The sequence below is a fragment of the Anaerovirgula multivorans genome (assembly GCF_900188145.1).
Taxonomy (GTDB): Bacteria; Bacillota; Clostridia; order Peptostreptococcales; family Natronincolaceae; genus Anaerovirgula; species Anaerovirgula multivorans.
In genome coordinates this window covers 1-17,577 of sequence record NZ_FZOJ01000017.1, presented here as the reverse complement: position 1 = coordinate 17,577, position 17,577 = coordinate 1, and the positions used below count along the sequence as shown (strand labels likewise).

General features: G+C 35.7%; 15 protein-coding genes. 10 read left to right on the top strand and 5 right to left on the bottom strand.

Translation table 11 applies throughout. From position 1 onward, the window contains the following. Window positions 1-13 precede the first annotated feature (13 nt). Entirely contained in the window at window positions 14-1,390 is a 1,377-nt protein-coding gene (locus CHB72_RS15735; RefSeq protein WP_089283844.1) for an NTTRR-F1 domain, read from the bottom strand. 831 nt (window positions 1,391-2,221) lie between these two features. Between CHB72_RS15735 and CHB72_RS15730 the strand changes: the two genes are divergently transcribed. The 5 genes from CHB72_RS15730 (at window position 2,222) to CHB72_RS15710 (ending at window position 10,353) form a co-directional block, all read left to right on the top strand. Continuing rightward, entirely contained in the window at window positions 2,222-2,563 is a 342-nt protein-coding gene (locus CHB72_RS15730; protein WP_089283843.1) for a RhuM family protein, read from the top strand. A gap of 61 nt (window positions 2,564-2,624) precedes the next feature. Then, on the top strand, window positions 2,625-3,698 hold the full coding sequence (locus CHB72_RS15725; protein WP_089283842.1) for a Wadjet anti-phage system protein JetD domain-containing protein: 1,074 nt from the start codon (window positions 2,625-2,627) through the stop codon (window positions 3,696-3,698). Continuing rightward, complete coding sequence (locus CHB72_RS15720) at window positions 3,695-5,167, top strand: hypothetical protein (protein ID WP_089283841.1); 1,473 nt, start codon at window positions 3,695-3,697, stop codon at window positions 5,165-5,167. The genes CHB72_RS15725 and CHB72_RS15720 overlap by 4 nt, the downstream gene beginning before the upstream one ends. A gap of 4 nt (window positions 5,168-5,171) precedes the next feature. Further along, the gene (locus tag CHB72_RS15715; RefSeq protein ID WP_089283840.1) at window positions 5,172-5,936 is read left to right on the top strand and encodes a DUF6063 family protein; all 765 of its coding nucleotides are present in this window, start codon (window positions 5,172-5,174) and stop codon (window positions 5,934-5,936) included. Next, complete coding sequence (locus CHB72_RS15710) at window positions 5,866-10,353, top strand: coiled-coil domain-containing protein (protein ID WP_176431409.1); 4,488 nt, start codon at window positions 5,866-5,868, stop codon at window positions 10,351-10,353. The genes CHB72_RS15715 and CHB72_RS15710 overlap by 71 nt, the downstream gene beginning before the upstream one ends. Window positions 10,354-10,655: 302 nt before the next feature. Here the strand turns inward: CHB72_RS15710 and CHB72_RS27065 are convergent, their stop codons facing one another. From CHB72_RS27065 to CHB72_RS15685, 4 genes are all read right to left on the bottom strand, one after another. Continuing rightward, window positions 10,656-10,874 (bottom strand): hypothetical protein, encoded by a 219-nt coding sequence (locus CHB72_RS27065; protein ID WP_207652584.1) that lies wholly within the window; start codon window positions 10,872-10,874, stop codon window positions 10,656-10,658. 779 nt (window positions 10,875-11,653) lie between these two features. Next, on the bottom strand, window positions 11,654-11,896 hold the full coding sequence (locus CHB72_RS28460; protein WP_330397055.1) for a hypothetical protein: 243 nt from the start codon (window positions 11,894-11,896) through the stop codon (window positions 11,654-11,656). A gap of 514 nt (window positions 11,897-12,410) precedes the next feature. Further along, a complete protein-coding gene (locus tag CHB72_RS15690; RefSeq protein ID WP_089283837.1) occupies window positions 12,411-13,376 on the bottom strand; it encodes a helix-turn-helix transcriptional regulator in 966 nt (321 codons plus the stop codon). An 83-nt stretch (window positions 13,377-13,459) separates the two neighbouring features. Further along, on the bottom strand, window positions 13,460-13,633 hold the full coding sequence (locus tag CHB72_RS15685) for a DNA-binding protein (protein ID WP_089283903.1): 174 nt from the start codon (window positions 13,631-13,633) through the stop codon (window positions 13,460-13,462). A gap of 169 nt (window positions 13,634-13,802) precedes the next feature. On the opposite strand from CHB72_RS15685, the gene CHB72_RS15680 reads away from it, so the two are divergent. The 5 genes from CHB72_RS15680 (at window position 13,803) to CHB72_RS15660 (ending at window position 17,255) form a co-directional block, all read left to right on the top strand. Then, on the top strand, window positions 13,803-14,156 hold the full coding sequence (locus CHB72_RS15680) for a helix-turn-helix transcriptional regulator (protein WP_089283836.1): 354 nt from the start codon (window positions 13,803-13,805) through the stop codon (window positions 14,154-14,156). Window positions 14,157-14,338: 182 nt separating this feature from the next. Continuing rightward, window positions 14,339-15,430, top strand: coding sequence for an ABC transporter substrate-binding protein (locus CHB72_RS15675; protein WP_089283835.1), 1,092 nt, complete (start codon window positions 14,339-14,341; stop codon window positions 15,428-15,430). A 97-nt stretch (window positions 15,431-15,527) separates the two neighbouring features. Next, entirely contained in the window at window positions 15,528-15,686 is a 159-nt protein-coding gene (locus CHB72_RS15670; RefSeq protein WP_330397061.1) for a Fic family protein, read from the top strand. 78 nt (window positions 15,687-15,764) lie between these two features. Beyond that, complete coding sequence (locus tag CHB72_RS15665; protein WP_089283833.1) at window positions 15,765-16,703, top strand: hypothetical protein; 939 nt, start codon at window positions 15,765-15,767, stop codon at window positions 16,701-16,703. Window positions 16,704-16,760: 57 nt separating this feature from the next. Further along, on the top strand, window positions 16,761-17,255 hold the full coding sequence (locus CHB72_RS15660) for a C45 family autoproteolytic acyltransferase/hydolase (protein ID WP_242975156.1): 495 nt from the start codon (window positions 16,761-16,763) through the stop codon (window positions 17,253-17,255). The last annotated feature ends 322 nt before the right edge of the window (window positions 17,256-17,577 follow it).

Sequence of the window (17,577 nt, the reverse complement as noted above, 5' to 3'; positions counted from 1 at the left end):
TAGTTTTTTAGAATCATGCAATACTAAACAGAACAGTTTTAACTCCTACCAAAGTTGAACCAGTATTGACAAAATAGAAATTAGACGCTGTGTCTAAAACAAGGGGTCCAGTCCAGGTTATCATATTAAACTGACTGTTGAAAATGCCTGTTGGAGGCACATCGGCTAATGCTGAGGCAACAGTCACATCACCCCGGAACCAGGTACTCACGATATTTGAATATCCAGCCACATTTATGGTACCATCTACCCGGACATCCACCATACGTTGAATTCTAAGACCGGGTTTAATCATATTAGTGATTCGACTGTTGAAAATATACGTATTGAGAATACCCATATGCGGATCAACCGGATCGCCTATAATGTCTCCTACTACTCTAGCGTTCAGAAGCTGAAACTCAATTGTTGTGAAAGGATCAACCGGATCTAGGTTTTGGAAGCTTACATTTCCGCTAATGATGGCCCCGTTAGTATAATTGGTATGGGTACTTACGGATGTGCCGTTATTTAATGTGCCAATAACCGTTACAGGACGTGCCACAAAAGCAGGACCCTGAGTGAGGTAGACGTTTTCTTCTGCCTGACTTGTTTGAATCGTAATATTTCTAGGAACGGATGAATCAAAATTGGCTAGGTCTGCGTTGCCAAGTACCCATGGTCCCAGACCAAGCAGTTGTACGTGTCTTGCAGGAGGTATAACAATATCCTCGTCAAATACTGAATTTCCTGCGATGAGAACGATGCAGCGAGCCCTCATCCCAAAGTCAACAGCTAAGGGACTGTTCACGGCTGCATCAATAGCAGCTTGCAGAGAATTAAACGGATCGAAGGGTGTCCCAGTTCCTGGACCTGGAGCGCTGGAATCTGCCCATATAATACACTCTCCCCATTCAAACTCCCCTGGCCCATTTTCCACTTCCACTGCTAATAAAGATACATCATCAACAAGGATACCAGCAGTACCAGCTTGGGGTAGTTTATTGATAGTTACAAGAGCTTGAGTTGCTCCGACAGGCGCCGGACTAGTAGTTTGATAAACTTCTATCCAATCTCTTTCATTGACATTCGGAAGAAAATCCATTGGAAAGCTTATAATAAGTCCAGTTCCAAGAAAGTTGAAATCTTCATCAAAAAAAGCAATTGAGATGGATACTAGTGGATTAGGTGTCGGTCCAATTTTACCTAGAGAGGCAAGAAACTCATATCTTTCTCCAGGATTAACAGGAACAAATTGTGAAATAAATGCATTTATATTTCCACTTGCAAATTGTGCAGAGAAAAAACCTGAATGACTTAATAGATTTGTTATTGTTACATTAGATGCAATCCATGGAGGAAACGCTCCTGTCTCAAAACCACCATTAATTATTAATTCGTTAAAAGACATTTTTTTCACCTCTTTATAATATGTGAAGAAGGAAACTTCAACCCCAAAATATCCATTTAAAAACCTTAGGATATGAACGATTATCATCAGAGTATCCTAAAATTTCAGTATAGAACAAGCACTTTGCTCCCTCCCCTTAATACTATATGTCCGAATAAATATGATGTTACTTATAGATGAACTTACAATAGCATATAAAAAAAGCATATAAAAAAGCGTATTCATAATCTGTGCTTAAGAGAAATTAATAGCTCTTTTTTTTGATGGCCTTAACAGTGCTTTTGAATTTTATGGTAGCATTCCAATCTTAAGGGTCTAAATTTAAAAACGCATTAGGGTTTAGTTGCTATTAATATGCAAAAGTTAAAGTTAGCTTGATAAATTTTGAAAATGATAATTAAAACCTTGAAATATAGGGGGGACAGTTATGATAATACTCTAGTACTAGCCCATTGAAAGATAATACCATTCTTATGCGAATTCCCACTTGGGTCTAATCCTATTATTTTTGCGAAATAATATCATCTTTCTATCAAAACACATGTGGAAACCGTCGCTAAACTATCTAGTAAATAACAGCGTTTGACGGGTTAGATATCATCAGAATTCATCGTTTTGCCACCCATTTTTACAACTGGGTGGCAAAATTATTTTATTGATGTATGATAAGTAGGGTTATGTAGATGAATAACTAATTTAAATAGGTTGATACCATTCTAAAAGTTTGATACAGTAAAAGTGATAAATAAGTTGTAAAAAAATGACGGAATAGATTATAGCTTAATATCCAGAGGACAGTTACGAGAAGAATTAAGTATAGAGAAGATATAGATGAAGAAAAAAAGAAAATCAAATACTCCAAGACATAAGAGGATGAAAAGAGAGGCTAGATTTCAAACTGCTAAACATTGGATACGTAAATATGAGGGGAAACATATTATAAAAGGTTATAGCAAACATTTTGGTGTCAACAAATTATGTGCTATTAAAGAATTAGAAATGCTTAGATACAACTTCAAACCTGAATATATAAAACAAATAAAAGGAAGATGGGCAACTGAAAGGCTCAATGAATATATGGTTAAAGACTTTACTATGAATGATGAACGATTAAAAGAGATGAAAAACTTAGGACAAGACTATAAAGATGACTTTGATATCTTTGTAGAATAAAGTAAGTTAGCAAGAAAAAAATAAAGTATTAAAGTAAAAACTACATAATAAAGGTGATTTCATGAAAAAAATAATTAATAAATTTTTATATGAATATAAGAAAAAGAACAAAAAAAGATTTGACCTACAGTCATTAGAAAACTACCTAATAGATAGTTATAAAGGAGAGAGTTTCTATTTAGCCAATGGAGGATATACTGAGCTTTATAGCCAAATGACAATGCTTAAAGAAAAACAGTATATCAAGGAAATAAAATCCTCTAGGTACAATGGCTATCATCCACCATTAAAAACAAAGTGGCAGATTATAGCTGCGGAACCTATTTCAAAATGGAATAAATCAAAAATGCTTCAGTCATCGGATTATTTGGATTTCAGCTATTATGTCAATCATCCATCCTATCAAACAGATAGGGAATGGCAATTTATTGAAAATATTTATAAATTTTTAAAATCAAGAGAAAACAAAGAATGGGCCAGTATAGAGGAGCGTTCTTTAGAAATTTTTGATGATGAAAAATTTCTTAAAAATAAACAAGAAACCCCTAAAGGAAAATATGGAATATTAAAGCGGTTGAAGCTTTCAAATGAAGACCTAAAGATGAAGAAATATGGTGAGATGTTTATTTACTGGAATAGAGGTGTAGCAAATATTAAGCATATCATCATTCTTGAAAATCACTCCACCTTTTTTACCTACAAAAGGGCTGCTCAGACCCATGGGGATATATTTGGCTTTAGACCAGATGTCCTTATTTATGGCGAGGGGAAAAAAATAGAGAACAGTTTTTCCTTCATAGAAGAAATTGCAGATCCTTCTAAGGTGGAAATTTTATATTTTGGAGACATAGATTCTGAGGGGTTTGGGATATATTATAGGCTCAAAGAGAAGTATGCTCATGTGAATATGAAGCTGCAATATAAGGCCTATGAACATTTGATTTCTCTATGTAAAAAAGAGTATCCTTTAGATGGACAAAAGAAAAATCAGTTATACTTAGATGCTTTTCTAGAAGAAATGAACCCATACTTAGATAATGATGATTTTAAAAAAATCAAGTTTATTTGGGACAAGGATTTTAGAGTGCCGCAGGAGCTGATAAATTATGAATATTTACTGAAGGTGAGAAGATGATGATAGAAAGTGGTTTTTTTAATAGAATGAAAAAACTCCAGTCCATTCGTATGCTAGGGTCAGGGATGGATCTAGGTGAACTAAATGAATATGCTTATGAAATTTGTTTCCTGCTTATACAAAATATTTTTCTAAGGGAACTTAGAGAGAATGAAAATAGAACCAGAGATGACATGTTATTCATAACTGAAAAAATTCTTAAGGATATGGATTTACAGTGCAATAAAGAGGTGGTTGAAAGAGTTGTAGATGGTACTCTGTGGTACAGGGAGCCCACCAAGCAGGAGGGCTTTAAGACGAGGATTTATAATGAAGCCACTAAAACTAAAGAGGATTATATTTTTAGGTATTTTAAGGTGGATAGAGAGCATAGTCATTGGGAGCAAGGTGGATCCACGGTATATATGTTAACGGAAGAAAGTCAAGAGATGATTTTTATTACAAGGGAAATATTAGAGGAATTTGGATTTGATTTAGAACAATTCTATACCCTTCAATTAATTAAAACCGGGAATTTTGCTAAGGCAAGGAATAGTATAGACAATTTGATGGCTAGAGTTAGAGTTTTAATTAATCGAGAAAAGGAATATAGACGGGATATTATAAGGAATCCTCAAAATATATTTTTTGATAGAAATATTAGAGGTAAGAAATCTGAGGATGAAATAAAGGAACAATTTGAAGATGAGCAGAAGGTCTTTGCAAATATGTTTTCTTGGAGGAATAGATATGATGCTCTTCCAGAGGATAAAAAGCGAGAGGCTGAAATTATGTTTGAAAACCTTGAAAGGGCAAGATTGCTACATGACAGTTTGGCAAAACATGTGATGGAAAACTTGGCTTTGGAGCTAGAGATAAGGGTAAAATATCCAGAGAGTTTTTGGAAAATTTCAAGCTTTAGCTTTAAAAAAGATATCTGGCAAAACCATATTGTTAAAAATGGTTTAAGGAGTATAGATGATTTGGAAGGAATTGTATCTACTTTATTTTCTCCAAAAACAGAATTTATTTATCCCCTTGATTGGGCATGGTCGGAACAAATTGTTAAAAAAAAGAGAAGTGCAAGAAAAGACCTGGATACCACGTTGGATGTAGATTGGAAGTTCAGAGAAACCGACTGGGATCTCTTAGTAGAGCTTTATGAAGAAGTATTTACAGCACTTTTAGAAGATGGAAAATTCTCTATATTGCAATTAAATGAAAAAAATAGAGAGGAAAAGGAAAAATGGTTGAGTCAAAGAGAAAATATAGATATATTTATGATGTTTGTCATTTCGAAGGTCACTTTGGATATAAAACACACCGGTGAAGATGAGAGACTTAAATTATTCAAGGGCTTATGTAATAAAAAACCAATAATTAAAGCACTACATGGTAAAAAAATTCTATCTAAAATAGAGGATACAGAAGAAACTTTTGCTTGGAATGAATTGTTTATTTCACCATATACCATCTATGTAGAGGAGTGAAAGAATGAGCTATACCAATGAAGATATAAAAAAAGCCAGTGAACTATTTTTTCATTTATTAAATAATAAAATTCTTCCTGCCAATGATGTTTTAGCTAGTCAATACTATGAAAATAATGAGATTAGAGAAATTTTGCATAATATGGTGGAGGAAGGAGACTTAAGAATTTTTGGTACTAGACAAAATCTACATTTAGTGTCAAAGGGAGAAGGTTCTATATTTGCCACCACTTACACCCAAATGAAGGAAAAATATAATAAGCTTCTTAGAAAGAAGCATTTTTATCTAGCCAATATCATCATATGCATTTATTTGGCTGAAATCGATAGGGAAAATAATTTTTTCTTTAGAATTGAAGATGCGGGTATATCCTATTATAAACTGGAGGAAATTATTACAAATACCTTAGACTCTTGGAAAAAACGGAATGAAAAAGAAGAGAGCTTTTCTCAGGAGTTTGCTATTGCTATAGAAGATATCCATCACCTTTGGTCCGTTGAGATGTCCCATTCGAAGGAGGCTAAAGATGGTACAGGATTTAGTTTATCTTCTCAAACTAGATTAGGTTTTATTCACGAAGCCCTTAAGCCCTTAGAACAAGAAAATCTGATTATTAACCTGAGTCGAGAAAATAGAATTATCCCCAAAGACGAACTCTACGAAAGGCTTGAAAATCTTTACCATGGTGGAGATCGATATGAAGAAATCATGGAGCTTATTAAATATGAGGGAGGGGAAATGGAAGATGCCAAAGCTATCAAAGATTAGGTTAACAGGATGCAAATATGATGGTTTAAAAAAGGAACATGAGAATTCTATTTTTGATTTAACAAAGGCTGGAAAAGCTGATCACACACTTTTCACCTTATTTAACGGTGGGGGAAAAGGTGTAATGATGCAGTTTATTTTTCAGCTTTTATTACCTGGGACAAAATGGGGAAAAAATAATGGAAATAAAGTTATATCTATGTTTTATGATCAGAGGAATAATTTACATTCCTTTACATTTCATGTTGTTCTGGAATGGTTATTAGACACGATACCAGAAAAAAGACTGATTAACGGAATTGCTGTCAAAGCAACGATAAAAAATACTGGTGGAGAAGAAGAGGAAAAAACAGGTCTCTCCTATTTCTTATATACACATGAACATGAAAATAATGGGTACTATACAATAGAAAATCTACCATTGTATGATAAAGAAGCTGGAAAAGCCATAGATATAGATATATTTGAAAACTTTATAGACGATCATAAAAGAGACTTTATAAAATATAGTCAATCCAGTGTTAGAAGAAAGGATGCACCATATTACAGTTATTTAGAAAGTAGAGGAATCTATAGAAGTGAATGGATGAACTTAAAGGCCATTAATAAATCTGAAGGAGGAGCAGGTGATTATTTTATTGGCGCCAGTGACAATAAATCCATTTTCGATAAGATTATCATTCCTGCCATTAGTGAAAATATTAGAAACTATATCTATGAGGGTGGAAACAGTTTAATTGAGATGTTTAAGAGCAACCTCTCCATCACTAAAGATTTGCCTGTGTTGATGAAACGTGAGAGCGATTATAGAGATCTTCTAGTAGAGATTAAGCCCTTAATTGAAAATGCTGATAGTGGATCAAGGTTTATTGATAGGAAGGATAGATTAATTAGTGAGGGCAATGATATTTACTTTATTTTAAAAGAAGAAGAAAGCTTAGTTACGCAAACCATTGAAAAATGGAGTAATGCATTAAAGCAGGCAGAAGAAGAAAGAAAGGAATTGTCCTTTCAGAGGGATAATCTAAATTATAATCAACAAAGAAGAAAGCTAGAGGCTAAAGAAAAGGAAGTAAAAGAACTAGAAGAAATACTTAATGAAAAATCCAAAGCAATAAAGGAAAAGAAAGAGGCATTACAATTATATCGAATTAATGAGCTTTTATATGCTAAAAAAGAAACGGAACAAAGGATTGATAATAAAGCTCAAGAACGAGAGAGGCTTGTGGAAGCATTAGATATTTCAGATATAAGAGAAAGGGCTAAAGTATTAGATCATGAAATAGTGCTGGGATGGGAGAAGACAACAAAATATTGGAGACATAATGAGAATCAATATGGTGGATATATTAACTACACAGATCAACTTATGGAAGAATGTAAAAGTAAGAAGAAAAAATATGAAGCTAGGGTGAATGAATTACAAAATGAAATTAACAGGTTTCAACTAAAAGAGGAGGACTTAGCTAAGGATAGAAAAAAGCTAGAAGTAGATTATGACCCTATGAGCTTAGTATTTCCTGAAAGAATCGTTGAGGATTTAATAAAAATCCGAAAAGAAGTGGAGGATAAAATAACGGCTTTAGCCCAGCAGGTAGAGGACTATAAAGAAAAAATAGCTACATTGAATGGAGAAATAGACAGACTGGAGTATAGATTAGAGAATAAAACAAAAGAGGTAGGTATTCTACAAGAAGAAATAAAAAAGCAGGAGGAATATGAATTAAACACTGCTAGAAGTGCAACAAAGCAGCTAATGGAAAATTATGACGGTAGTTTATTAAATCATCATTGGTTTAGTAAAAAGCTAGAAGCGTTGGAACATATGGAAGAGCATAAAAAAGAGAAGCTAGAAGAAATCCAAAGGACTATATGGGAGAAAAATATAGATAAGGCATTAAATAAAGAAGATTATTTTATTCCTAATAAAGATATTCTCTTAATAAAAGAAGAGATAGAAAAAATAGGCATTCATGTGGAGACAGGGGCTGAATATTTGAAGGAGCTAGATGACGAAGAAAGGCTTTCTATAGTTAAGCATCATCCTGGCTTTATATATTCAGTTGTAATAGGAAATGAAGGGGAATGGCAGCTTATTGATAAAAATATAGGCAAAGAGTTGTTCTTTAATAATATGGTCCCAATCTATATTCGTTCTGAAATGAAGGAAAGTAGCAATAATTTGTTTAAAACGGTATTTGGTAAGGCCTATGAATTGATAGATGAAAATAAATATATAAAGTGGAAAGAAGACATGGCCAATGGGGTAAAGGGTTTGTCTCAAACGGCAAATAGTATTAAAGAAGATTTGAAAAACATTGTAGAAATTAAACAGAATTTAAACATAATTGCTAAAAATGATACTGCATGGATTTTAAATCAAAAGCTTAAGAAACAGGAGGAAGAAAATGTAGAACTTTCAGAGAAGATTAGCATACAAAAAGAAGAAAAAGCAGGCATAGAGAACAATCTGATTAAGTCAGAGTATATTTTAAAGGAACAAAAGAAGAAGCTGGATGAAAATTATACTTCCCTAGGTCGGCTGGAGGCATACATAGAAAAAGTAGAGGAAATTAATCAGGATAAAATAACGATAGTAAAGACTCAAAAGGAATTAAAGGGGATTCAAGAAAGCATATTGGCTATTCAAGGAGATATAGAAGGTGTACAAAGCAATCAGAACATAGTCAGAAATGCTTATAATCAATGGAAGCTAGAAGTGGGAAAAACAACTCAAGCTATAAAAGAAGTATTCAACGAAGCTATATATGAGTATGAAGCCGATAAGAGTTATTTAAATGATAAGACTCCAGAACTGTCTATTGATAGTGATGGATTAATGACTTTAGTAAAGGAGAGAAAGGTGCTAGAGGAGGATATAGCCACTAAAAATAGTAGCATTGCTTTATTAAATAATGATATTATGCATTTCAGGAGAGAGCTAAAAAGGCATATCCATGACTTGAAAAATTTAAATGAAAACTGGGAAAATTACCCCCATTTAGAAATAGCATTAAATGAGATACTGATAAATATCAAGGAGTTTGATAAAGTTATTAAAACCCTTGAAGTAGAAAAAAGCAATGTAAAATCACACCTAGACACGATTAGAGGAAGTATTGCAACTATGAAGGATCTTTTGGAGGAGAAGGAAAAACAAATACAGAAGGAACATAGAAAAGCACCAGTAGTGCTAGAAATTCAAGATATAAATAGTGATATGGATATGGTAGAAAGGAATATCCAGTCGAATAAAAAATATTTAGGTTTATGTACAGAAGAATTACAAAAAAATCAAGACCATAGAGGAAGCCTAGAGATGAACTTAACAAAAATTAAAACAGGCTATCCTTTGGATGCCATTAAGGGAAAAATGGATAAGATTTTAAAGGAAAAAATTCGAAATAATCCAGATCTTATAGTAGAAGAATGGTTAAGAAACTGTGGAAAAAATAAAGATCAAATTAGAAAAACGGTAGAGGAAGGCGAAGGGTTTAGAGCTAGATTTATTAAAGAAATAATTTTCAAGCTAGAAGAAGAAAAACTAAAGGAGAAGATTATAACCACCATAAAGGAAGCTAATCTTACTAACTTTAAAAGCAATCTTAGCTCCTTTAAAAGTATGGAGGCCCATTTTCAGCAAGAGTTAATAAGGTTATCTAAGGATAAGCGTAAGGCGGAGGATGCCATGAAAAAGTGGACCAATAGAGCATCTATTCATATCATTAGAATGGTGGAAGCTTTAAAGAGTATGGTGAGTAGTATGAATTACACCAATGAACAAGGCTATGCTTTTCCTTTAGTTAAATTAAAGGGGGCAGAGAGACTACCTAAAGAAGAAGGGGAGATCGCCTATTTATTAGATGAATATTTTGTACAGACAATAGACAAAGTTTTAGCAACAAATGAAGACACCTCCAATATAGAAGATAAGGTCTTCAAGGATCTAATGGGGGATACAGTTATATTTTCTAAAGCCCTTCAGGGTAGATATCCTACTTTACTGGTCTATAAAATGTCTGAAAAAAATGAGTTTAGATATGCACGGGCTAGAGATGAATACTATACTACATGGGAGGCCATCAATAAAGGAGAAGGGGATTTGCCGGAAGGATCTGGTGGACAAACTCTTTCTGTAAACACCTTTGTCATCATGATGATTATGAGTTTTAAAAAGAAGCACATTGGTAATGAAAAACCCTCCACAGTATTAGTATTAGACAACCCTTTTGGAAAGGCTTCAGCTAAACATGTATTGGATCCTATATTTGAAATTGCAGATAAGTTAAACTTTCAATTAATCTGTTTTGCAGCTCCTGAAATTATTAAAGTAGAGATAAGTGAAAGATTTCCAGTGTTTTGGGAACTGAAGCTTGAAGATGGTAAAGTTGTACATGGAGGAAGAATAATAAGGTGATGGTTACTTGATTGAGGTTGATATAATGTGCAGTGGATTTTCTTTCATTATTTTGTGTTTTTTCAACTAAAGACAATGAGTATAGGTCTATACAAACTGATGGGTGGCAATGCCACCCATTTGCCACCCATCCAAAAGTTATAGGGAACTATTGAAATAAACGGCTCACGTTGAGACGTGCGTAGTTTTGCCCCACAAAAACCCACAAACATCTCCACCGTCCTTATAAACAGGAAAATTGAACAGAATTGACTTTAGGGGCAACTCTACCTCATCACATGGGAAAATCTCTATTTCTTTGATTAACGAAGAAATAGAGATTTTTTCTCTTCATCGCTGATTTTGTCATATACTTTATCGAAGTTTGCCAATAGGGTGTAGATGCTCTCTAATGCACCATGTTTTTCGATAATCTGAGAAAGCACATTTATGAAATCTTGATATGCTTTGGTCTTTGCATATGGTTCATTAGGTGGAGCAGTTTTAACTGTATTTTCAGATACATTTTTGATATTTTCCATTAGCAATCACCTCCAAGTGTCTTGCTTACATAAATTATAAGCAGTTATTCCATTTATGAAAAGTTTGTCACCACATCAAAAATAGTAAAACCAACCGCACCGCAAACTTATACTGAACAAAAATGCGGTGCGATTAATCTCACCTGTTTGCCGTATTTGCCACGCACCCCGACAAAGGGGATATTTTGAGCTGTCATGGGCATGACATCATAGCCCCACAATACCGTGTTGTGCTTGTTTCAAAGCCACGCATACCGCAGGAACTCCCTCTCAAGTCTGTGGGAGGTTGTGAGAAAGTTTCATTATCCCTTATGTGTGTTGTCGCACCAATCGTGCCACCGATTGGTCTAATGGCTGTATTTCTCGCTCCGACTGCTGTAACGCTCCTGCTTGCAAAGGCTCTATATAAATCGTTTTGTTTCCTCGTTCTGCATGAGCATTACAGCAATCATCATGGCGATGCCCATTATGTCGCTTTTCCTTTCAGCCACATAAGTTTTGTACTCAAAATACCGTGTATGAAGTTGTCAAGGTACATAGGAGAGGATTTTGCACCTCCCTCTATATGCCCTGATTTTTTTAAAGGGTTTGTTGCACCCCTAATAAGTAGTTTTTAAGAATTTTTCGATACTCTTTAATCCCTTGTCAATAGAGCATGATACCTGACTTCTGTTTATGCCCTCGGCTTTGGCAATAGCGGTCTTGCTCATGCCCATAAAGTAATGAGCGTAGATCCGCTTTGCCTGCTTGTCCGGCAGGGAGGCAATGGCAACATGGAGCTATTCGCTTGTGAGCTTACGCTCGTAAATTTCATCAGGAGATAGGGAAACAAACAAGATGTCATGTTCGATCCTATCGCCACGGTCAAGGGAGTAGTGAGCCTTGTAGCGGTATTTCTTTCTCTCGTATGCCGCCTCAGCTCTTGCATACTCCTCAAAGATAGCAAGCAGCTCATCAGGTACTTCCACAAAGGTATCTTGTGTATAGCAAGGGTAATAGTCTTTCAGATTTATAGTTTTCATGGTTTTTCCATCCTTTCGATTTTGGGTTTGCTGAAATCGAAAGGATGGAGGTGGGGAACGGCAGCGAGGCTCTATAAACGCAAAAATGTCCGACTGAGAAAAACTCAATCGGGCATAGATATAATTATTTCTTGTTTGGTACTGCTGTATTTCAACTAGCAGACCATAATGGTTTTGAGCAAGTTCATTGCTTTTTTTAATTGCTTACCACTTGAGAATAACGCAAAATTGAAAAAGGACATAGCGATACCTCCCAAGATTCCGCCGTATCCTTAAAAAAGGGCGAGTTTAATACACCCTCCGTATTTTCAATTTTGAAAAAAGAAAACGGCGGCTTTGATTGTTATTCAAAACCGCCGTTAAGCTACTGTATTTTGTACAGGCGCATAGCTACCCTGTCGCTATAACAACGGTTTTTTTATTACCGTTGTTATAGCGGTAAGTGTGTACTTACTTAATGTTCTATTTGATTTCTTCATTAGCGTCTGTATAGTGGATAGGAAGTCGATTTTATTTACTTCCGCACTGGTCTAATATACTTCCAAAACCGCTCCGGATCATGATAAACGTAAATTATTCTACCGGGGGAAGTATCAAAGCAGTAATCGGTGCCTGCAAAATCAAAAGTTGCCATTACCTTTTCCATCTTTTCCTCCACACTACGATTTTCCTGCTCATAATCGAATGGCCCATGTTCAAAAACAATATACTCGGCTTCGGGAACATCAATCATAAGCATTTGTGGTGGTACTTTGCCTTTATAATCAAAAGGAAGACGTGCACCATAACACTCTGTACGTGGAATACCCCAATCGCAGAGTCTGCCGTCTGGGTCATTCATGTACGCCATAATCTGACCGCTACCGCTGTTAGATTCGCTCCCACCATCGTCATCCAATTTGCCCTTGATACTATCGAGTAAGCCGCAAATTGTTTCGCAGTCCTGTCCCAGAATAAGACTTTGCTTTTGCCAAAAATCCCAATACCCATTACTCTCATAGTTTTTAATGTGCAAAAATTTGTGTGCGGGAATGGTTACAAAATAAATTTTAACATCATCTGTAGATTTCATCATACCAATCTCTCCAAATCCTAAAAAGTAGCGGTCGAAAGGGTTTATTTTTGTACGAAGAACGACAGGATTAGGCTTTTTTCGGTATTCACTTGGAGTTACACCATATGTTCCCTTGAAAGCTCTAGTAAAAGCTTCATGTGATGAAAAACCATAATCAAAAGCAATATCTAAAATGCTTTTTTCACTATCCCTCACCTCTTTTAGTGCAAAGGCTAATTTTCTATGCCGCAGATAATCCCTAAATTGCATACCCGATATTTCTTTGAATTTTCTCGTTGTATAAAATTCGGAATAACCCAGCCTGCGAGAAAGAAAGCGTAGTGTCAAGGCTTCATTATTATAATTTTTAATACATTTGTCAATTTCATCAACGATTATTTGAATTTGTTTCTGCCACTCGTACATTCGTCTATTCACCTCGTTTCAATCACCCTACATTTATTATAAAGAAATAGAGAGATTACTGCTTGATTTTACTTGCTGTTATTTCATTTTCCTCTTTTAAGTTCTACATCTTTTAATTTTTCTGCACCTTTAGGTATCATCCATGCCCGACCAAATTTTTCAATACCCTCAATGCGGTTTTCTTCACATAATTTTTGTATCCGTCGTTCCGATATGCTCCATTTTTCGGAGGCAGCTTTCACAGAAATGTAATCCATATCAATTATCATACTTTCGCTAAAACGATATACATCCAGTATATACGGAATAGCGAATAATCGCAAATTTATTCCTAAAAAACACGAAAACAAACACTACTTAACATAAAATTGTATTTCGTTTTCATATTGTCACCTGAAATGGAAAATGATATGGGGTGATATAAAAATGTACCAAGACGAAAGAAAACTCGACTTCAAGCCTTTGGGACGAGCATTAGAAAAGGCACGAGAGGGTAAGGGATGGACACAGGAATACCTTGCGCAACTTGTAGACCGCACACCACGCTCTATTATGTACATAGAGAACAGAGGGCAACACCCAAGCCTAAACAAATTTTATCTGTTTGTTACCTTGCTTGATATTTCTGTGGATCAATTCTTTTTCCCAAGTGATGAAAGTAGCGGAAGCAATCGCCGCAATCAAGTAGACTTCATGCTCAACGCTATGGACGAAAAGGAGCTTATCGTAATGGAGGCAACGGCTGAAGGCTTGAAAAAGGCACGAGGAACAGAGAAATAATTATCTCTGTTTTTCATCATGCCAAGGAAACCAGAAAAGTACGATACTTATTTTCAGCTATCGTACTTTTTAGGGTGCGTTTTTTTATTGCTCACACATATCATGGAGCTTTTGGCAAAGAAAACAACCTAGTAACGCACCCCTATTTTGCATATTTGAATGATTTCTGCTGGCAGGATGTTATGACGATCGTATCTCCCAACGTTCTCATAGATGGAGACTTTCAGACTGTAAGCGGTATTATTGGGACAGGCCCCTATGTTTATGATAAGATCGTATCTGGCAAATACACCCGTTTTGTAAGAAACGAAGACTATTGGGGCGAGGCTCCTTACTACAACGAACTCATCGTTAAATACATTCCGGACTCTGCTTCCCGACTTAAGGCATTAAAGACGGGAGAGATTGATTTAATTTACGGAAGTGCGCTCCTCACCTATGAGGAATACCAGCAGGCTATGAAAATAGACGGCATTAAAGGTCAGATGGCGGAAAGCGATACCCGTGCCAAGGCTATAACCTTAAACGCATCGAGTGCATTGCTTTCAGACCTGAAGGTTCGTCAGGCCATTGCCTATGCCATTGATAAAAGTGAAATCGCCCATGGCCTTACATACGGCTATGAAGGAATCGCCGATATTCCGTTTACTCTGGATGCTCCTTACTCAGACGTTCCGTTAAACACAACGTTCACCCATGATGCCGAGAAGGCTAATGCTCTGCTGGAAGAAGCGGGTTGGGTCATAAATAAATCCACCAGTATTCGTGAAAAAAACGGTATGTCTTTTAGTATCGTTCTTACAATGGATGTGGGCTTTGATTCTTTGAATAAACCGCTTGCCACACTGCTTAAAAGCCAATTGTCAGAAGTCGGAATTGATTTGAAGATAAAATCACAGGAGCAGATGGAGTGGTATGCCGACTTTGTGGCGGGCAACTTCGATATAACCATATGGCAGCCTCAGTATGCCTATGCTTCTCCGCATTGCTGGTTTACGCCGATGTCTACCATGACGCCACAGACCCCTTCTCTTGCCAATATGAGCGATGCGCAGGAATTTTTTGCCGCAATTGAGGAATTTACAAGAATAAATGATTCCGACAGGCTGACCGAGATCTTTACCTATCTAATTAACTACGACCTCGACAATGTAATTGATATTCTGCTAACTTATTCCAAAGATATGATTGTGTATAATAGCGAGAAGATTGATAGCTATGATTTTCAAGGTGTGCCGTGCTTCTTTGACGTAACACAGCTAAAGGCAAAATAATCAGCATTTCAACAACTGAGGTGGTTCCCTTTAAACGCAAGCCGAATAAAGGACAGCTGCCTCAGTATTTTATTGAAAACAATGCGGCAAGGATGAAATCAGAATTTTAATGAGTAACCTTGAAAAGTATATAAATGAAGATTTTAATGGAATTGACCCATTAATCAAGCTGGCAGTTATCCACTATCAGTTTGAGAGTATTCATCCGTTTTATGAGGAAGATGGCCAATGGTATATGCATTGGGATTGTTATTGATTAACTAGAGAGTGATTTGGGAGCAAAGTGAGAGGGGAAAGAGATTGAAGTTAAGCAAGACACAAAGGGGTGCATTTAGTGAAGGATAATCAGTATGAAGGTTTAATAATAAAATGGAATAAAATGCTACATAAGGTAGTGGCCTTTGGTGGTGAAGTAGGTAAATTGATTATAGAACCACCAGCTTCAGAGGCAGAAGTTTCTGAGATAGAGGATAGCCTTGGTTTTAACTTACCTTTTCACTTTAGGGAAGTTATTTTGAAATTTTCTAAACATTTAGAGTTAAGGTGGCATCTTCCAGAAAATGCAAACTTACCCCAGGAATTTAAAGAGATATCTTCAGGGGAAATAAGAGAACAGAATTTAGAAGTCTTGAAGGGTTATGATAAAAGTCTTGTGTTGAGGAAAGTTTTAGAAAAAGTAGAGGGTGTAGATGATTGCCAAAAAGAGATATTCTATAAAATCATTGGCAATGCACTAGGGGATTCTGCTGTAGATTGGGTTAGAAGTCTATGGGCCAATCCAATTAATGTTAGTCCTATATACAGATCATACCTTACAGCAAAATGTCTTCCCATGGAAGAGGGATTAAGTAAAGTAATCACTTATGTTGAAGGGCAGTTTACAGACGAAGTTAATGATCATATAGCTAAAGAGCATTTATGTCATTTTAGAAGTTATAAAGTTGTTGATTGGATAAAAGGATATATTCCAAGAGGCACAGCAAAGCATAATTGGTATTCTCTTTATGCTTCTTCTGAACCAACCTGGGATCAAATAAAGGAATGGTTAGAGTTGGGTGATAAATATAGAATGGTTACAATAAATGCATTAGAATACATGATACAGTCATGGATGTCTACATATTCATATATTAAAGGACAATACCGAATAACCAATCCTCCCAACAAAGAAGAAATAATATCTACACTAGAAAAAATGAGAAATCAAGAGATTTTAAATACAAAGAAGCGTATATATACTATGATCATTGAAGAAATTGATTGTATTTTGTAGGAAGTAGTGAGGTCATTTGGAGAATATGAGAATAGAACATAACAAGATGAAATGAAGATGTATAAGCTTTTTGATGAATTTTGCCCTGGGATTAATGAAGAAATTGCAGGATTTGCCGATGAATTGAACATACCCACCATACAGGTATTGTATTATGCAATGTCTTATTTACGCCCCGGTTGCAGCCAAATGACGGTATTACCGTCCAAAACTAAGAATGGGCATACACTTCTTGGCCGTAACTATGACTTCGATGATAAGATGGAAGAAATGACATTTTCCACTACCAGAATCAAGGGTAAATATGCACGCATTGGTTCTTCAATTATGCAGTTCGGGCGAGGTGACGGGATGAATGAACATGGGCTGGCCGTGAGTCAGACTTCTGCAGGTTTGCCCGTAGGAAATTTTGAATTCGCAGTTAAACCGGCTATTGTAGGTTTACAGTTTTGGGCGGTTATACGTTCGGTTTTGGAAAACTGCAAAGATGTCGATGAAGCAATACAATGGACAAAACAAATGCCGATTGCTATAATATTAACATGCTGGTAGCGGATAAAAGCGGGTGTGCAGCGTTGATTGAAAGCTTCAATGGCAATTCGGAACCGAAGGAAAAATTAAATACGACACCGTACTTGACAAACACCGAAAATCATAAGCTTCATAAAAATTTATCCGAATCATCGTCCTAATGCATGTTGAGTGTATAATTCTGATGACGCATTGTGTTCAAAAGGACAAATAATGCGATTCGACCACAAGATACTGTGGTTTTGGGGCACTGTCATCAACTTAATAAGCTCCTTGAAAATTGCATAAGAATATAACGAAATCTGGAAGCTCAAAATAAAGAAAAAAGATAAACTACCTTAAT

What these genes read in the sequence shown, in the direction of transcription:
- CHB72_RS15735 (WP_089283844.1), bottom strand. Translation starts at nt 1,390, where the DNA reads ATGTCTTTTAACGAATTAATAATTAATGGTGGTTTTGAGACAGGAGCG.
- CHB72_RS15730 (WP_089283843.1), top strand. Translation starts at nt 2,222, where the DNA reads ATGAAGAAAAAAAGAAAATCAAATACTCCAAGACATAAGAGGATGAAA.
- CHB72_RS15725 (WP_089283842.1), top strand. Translation starts at nt 2,625, where the DNA reads ATGAAAAAAATAATTAATAAATTTTTATATGAATATAAGAAAAAGAAC.
- CHB72_RS15720 (WP_089283841.1), top strand. Translation starts at nt 3,695, where the DNA reads ATGATGATAGAAAGTGGTTTTTTTAATAGAATGAAAAAACTCCAGTCC.
- CHB72_RS15715 (WP_089283840.1), top strand. Translation starts at nt 5,172, where the DNA reads ATGAGCTATACCAATGAAGATATAAAAAAAGCCAGTGAACTATTTTTT.
- CHB72_RS15710 (WP_176431409.1), top strand. Translation starts at nt 5,866, where the DNA reads ATGAAGAAATCATGGAGCTTATTAAATATGAGGGAGGGGAAATGGAAG.
- CHB72_RS27065 (WP_207652584.1), bottom strand. Translation starts at nt 10,874, where the DNA reads ATGGAAAATATCAAAAATGTATCTGAAAATACAGTTAAAACTGCTCCA.
- CHB72_RS28460 (WP_330397055.1), bottom strand. Translation starts at nt 11,896, where the DNA reads ATGAAAACTATAAATCTGAAAGACTATTACCCTTGCTATACACAAGAT.
- CHB72_RS15690 (WP_089283837.1), bottom strand. Translation starts at nt 13,376, where the DNA reads ATGTACGAGTGGCAGAAACAAATTCAAATAATCGTTGATGAAATTGAC.
- CHB72_RS15685 (WP_089283903.1), bottom strand. Translation starts at nt 13,633, where the DNA reads ATGGATTACATTTCTGTGAAAGCTGCCTCCGAAAAATGGAGCATATCG.
- CHB72_RS15680 (WP_089283836.1), top strand. Translation starts at nt 13,803, where the DNA reads ATGTACCAAGACGAAAGAAAACTCGACTTCAAGCCTTTGGGACGAGCA.
- CHB72_RS15675 (WP_089283835.1), top strand. Translation starts at nt 14,339, where the DNA reads ATGACGATCGTATCTCCCAACGTTCTCATAGATGGAGACTTTCAGACT.
- CHB72_RS15660 (WP_242975156.1), top strand. Translation starts at nt 16,761, where the DNA reads ATGTATAAGCTTTTTGATGAATTTTGCCCTGGGATTAATGAAGAAATT.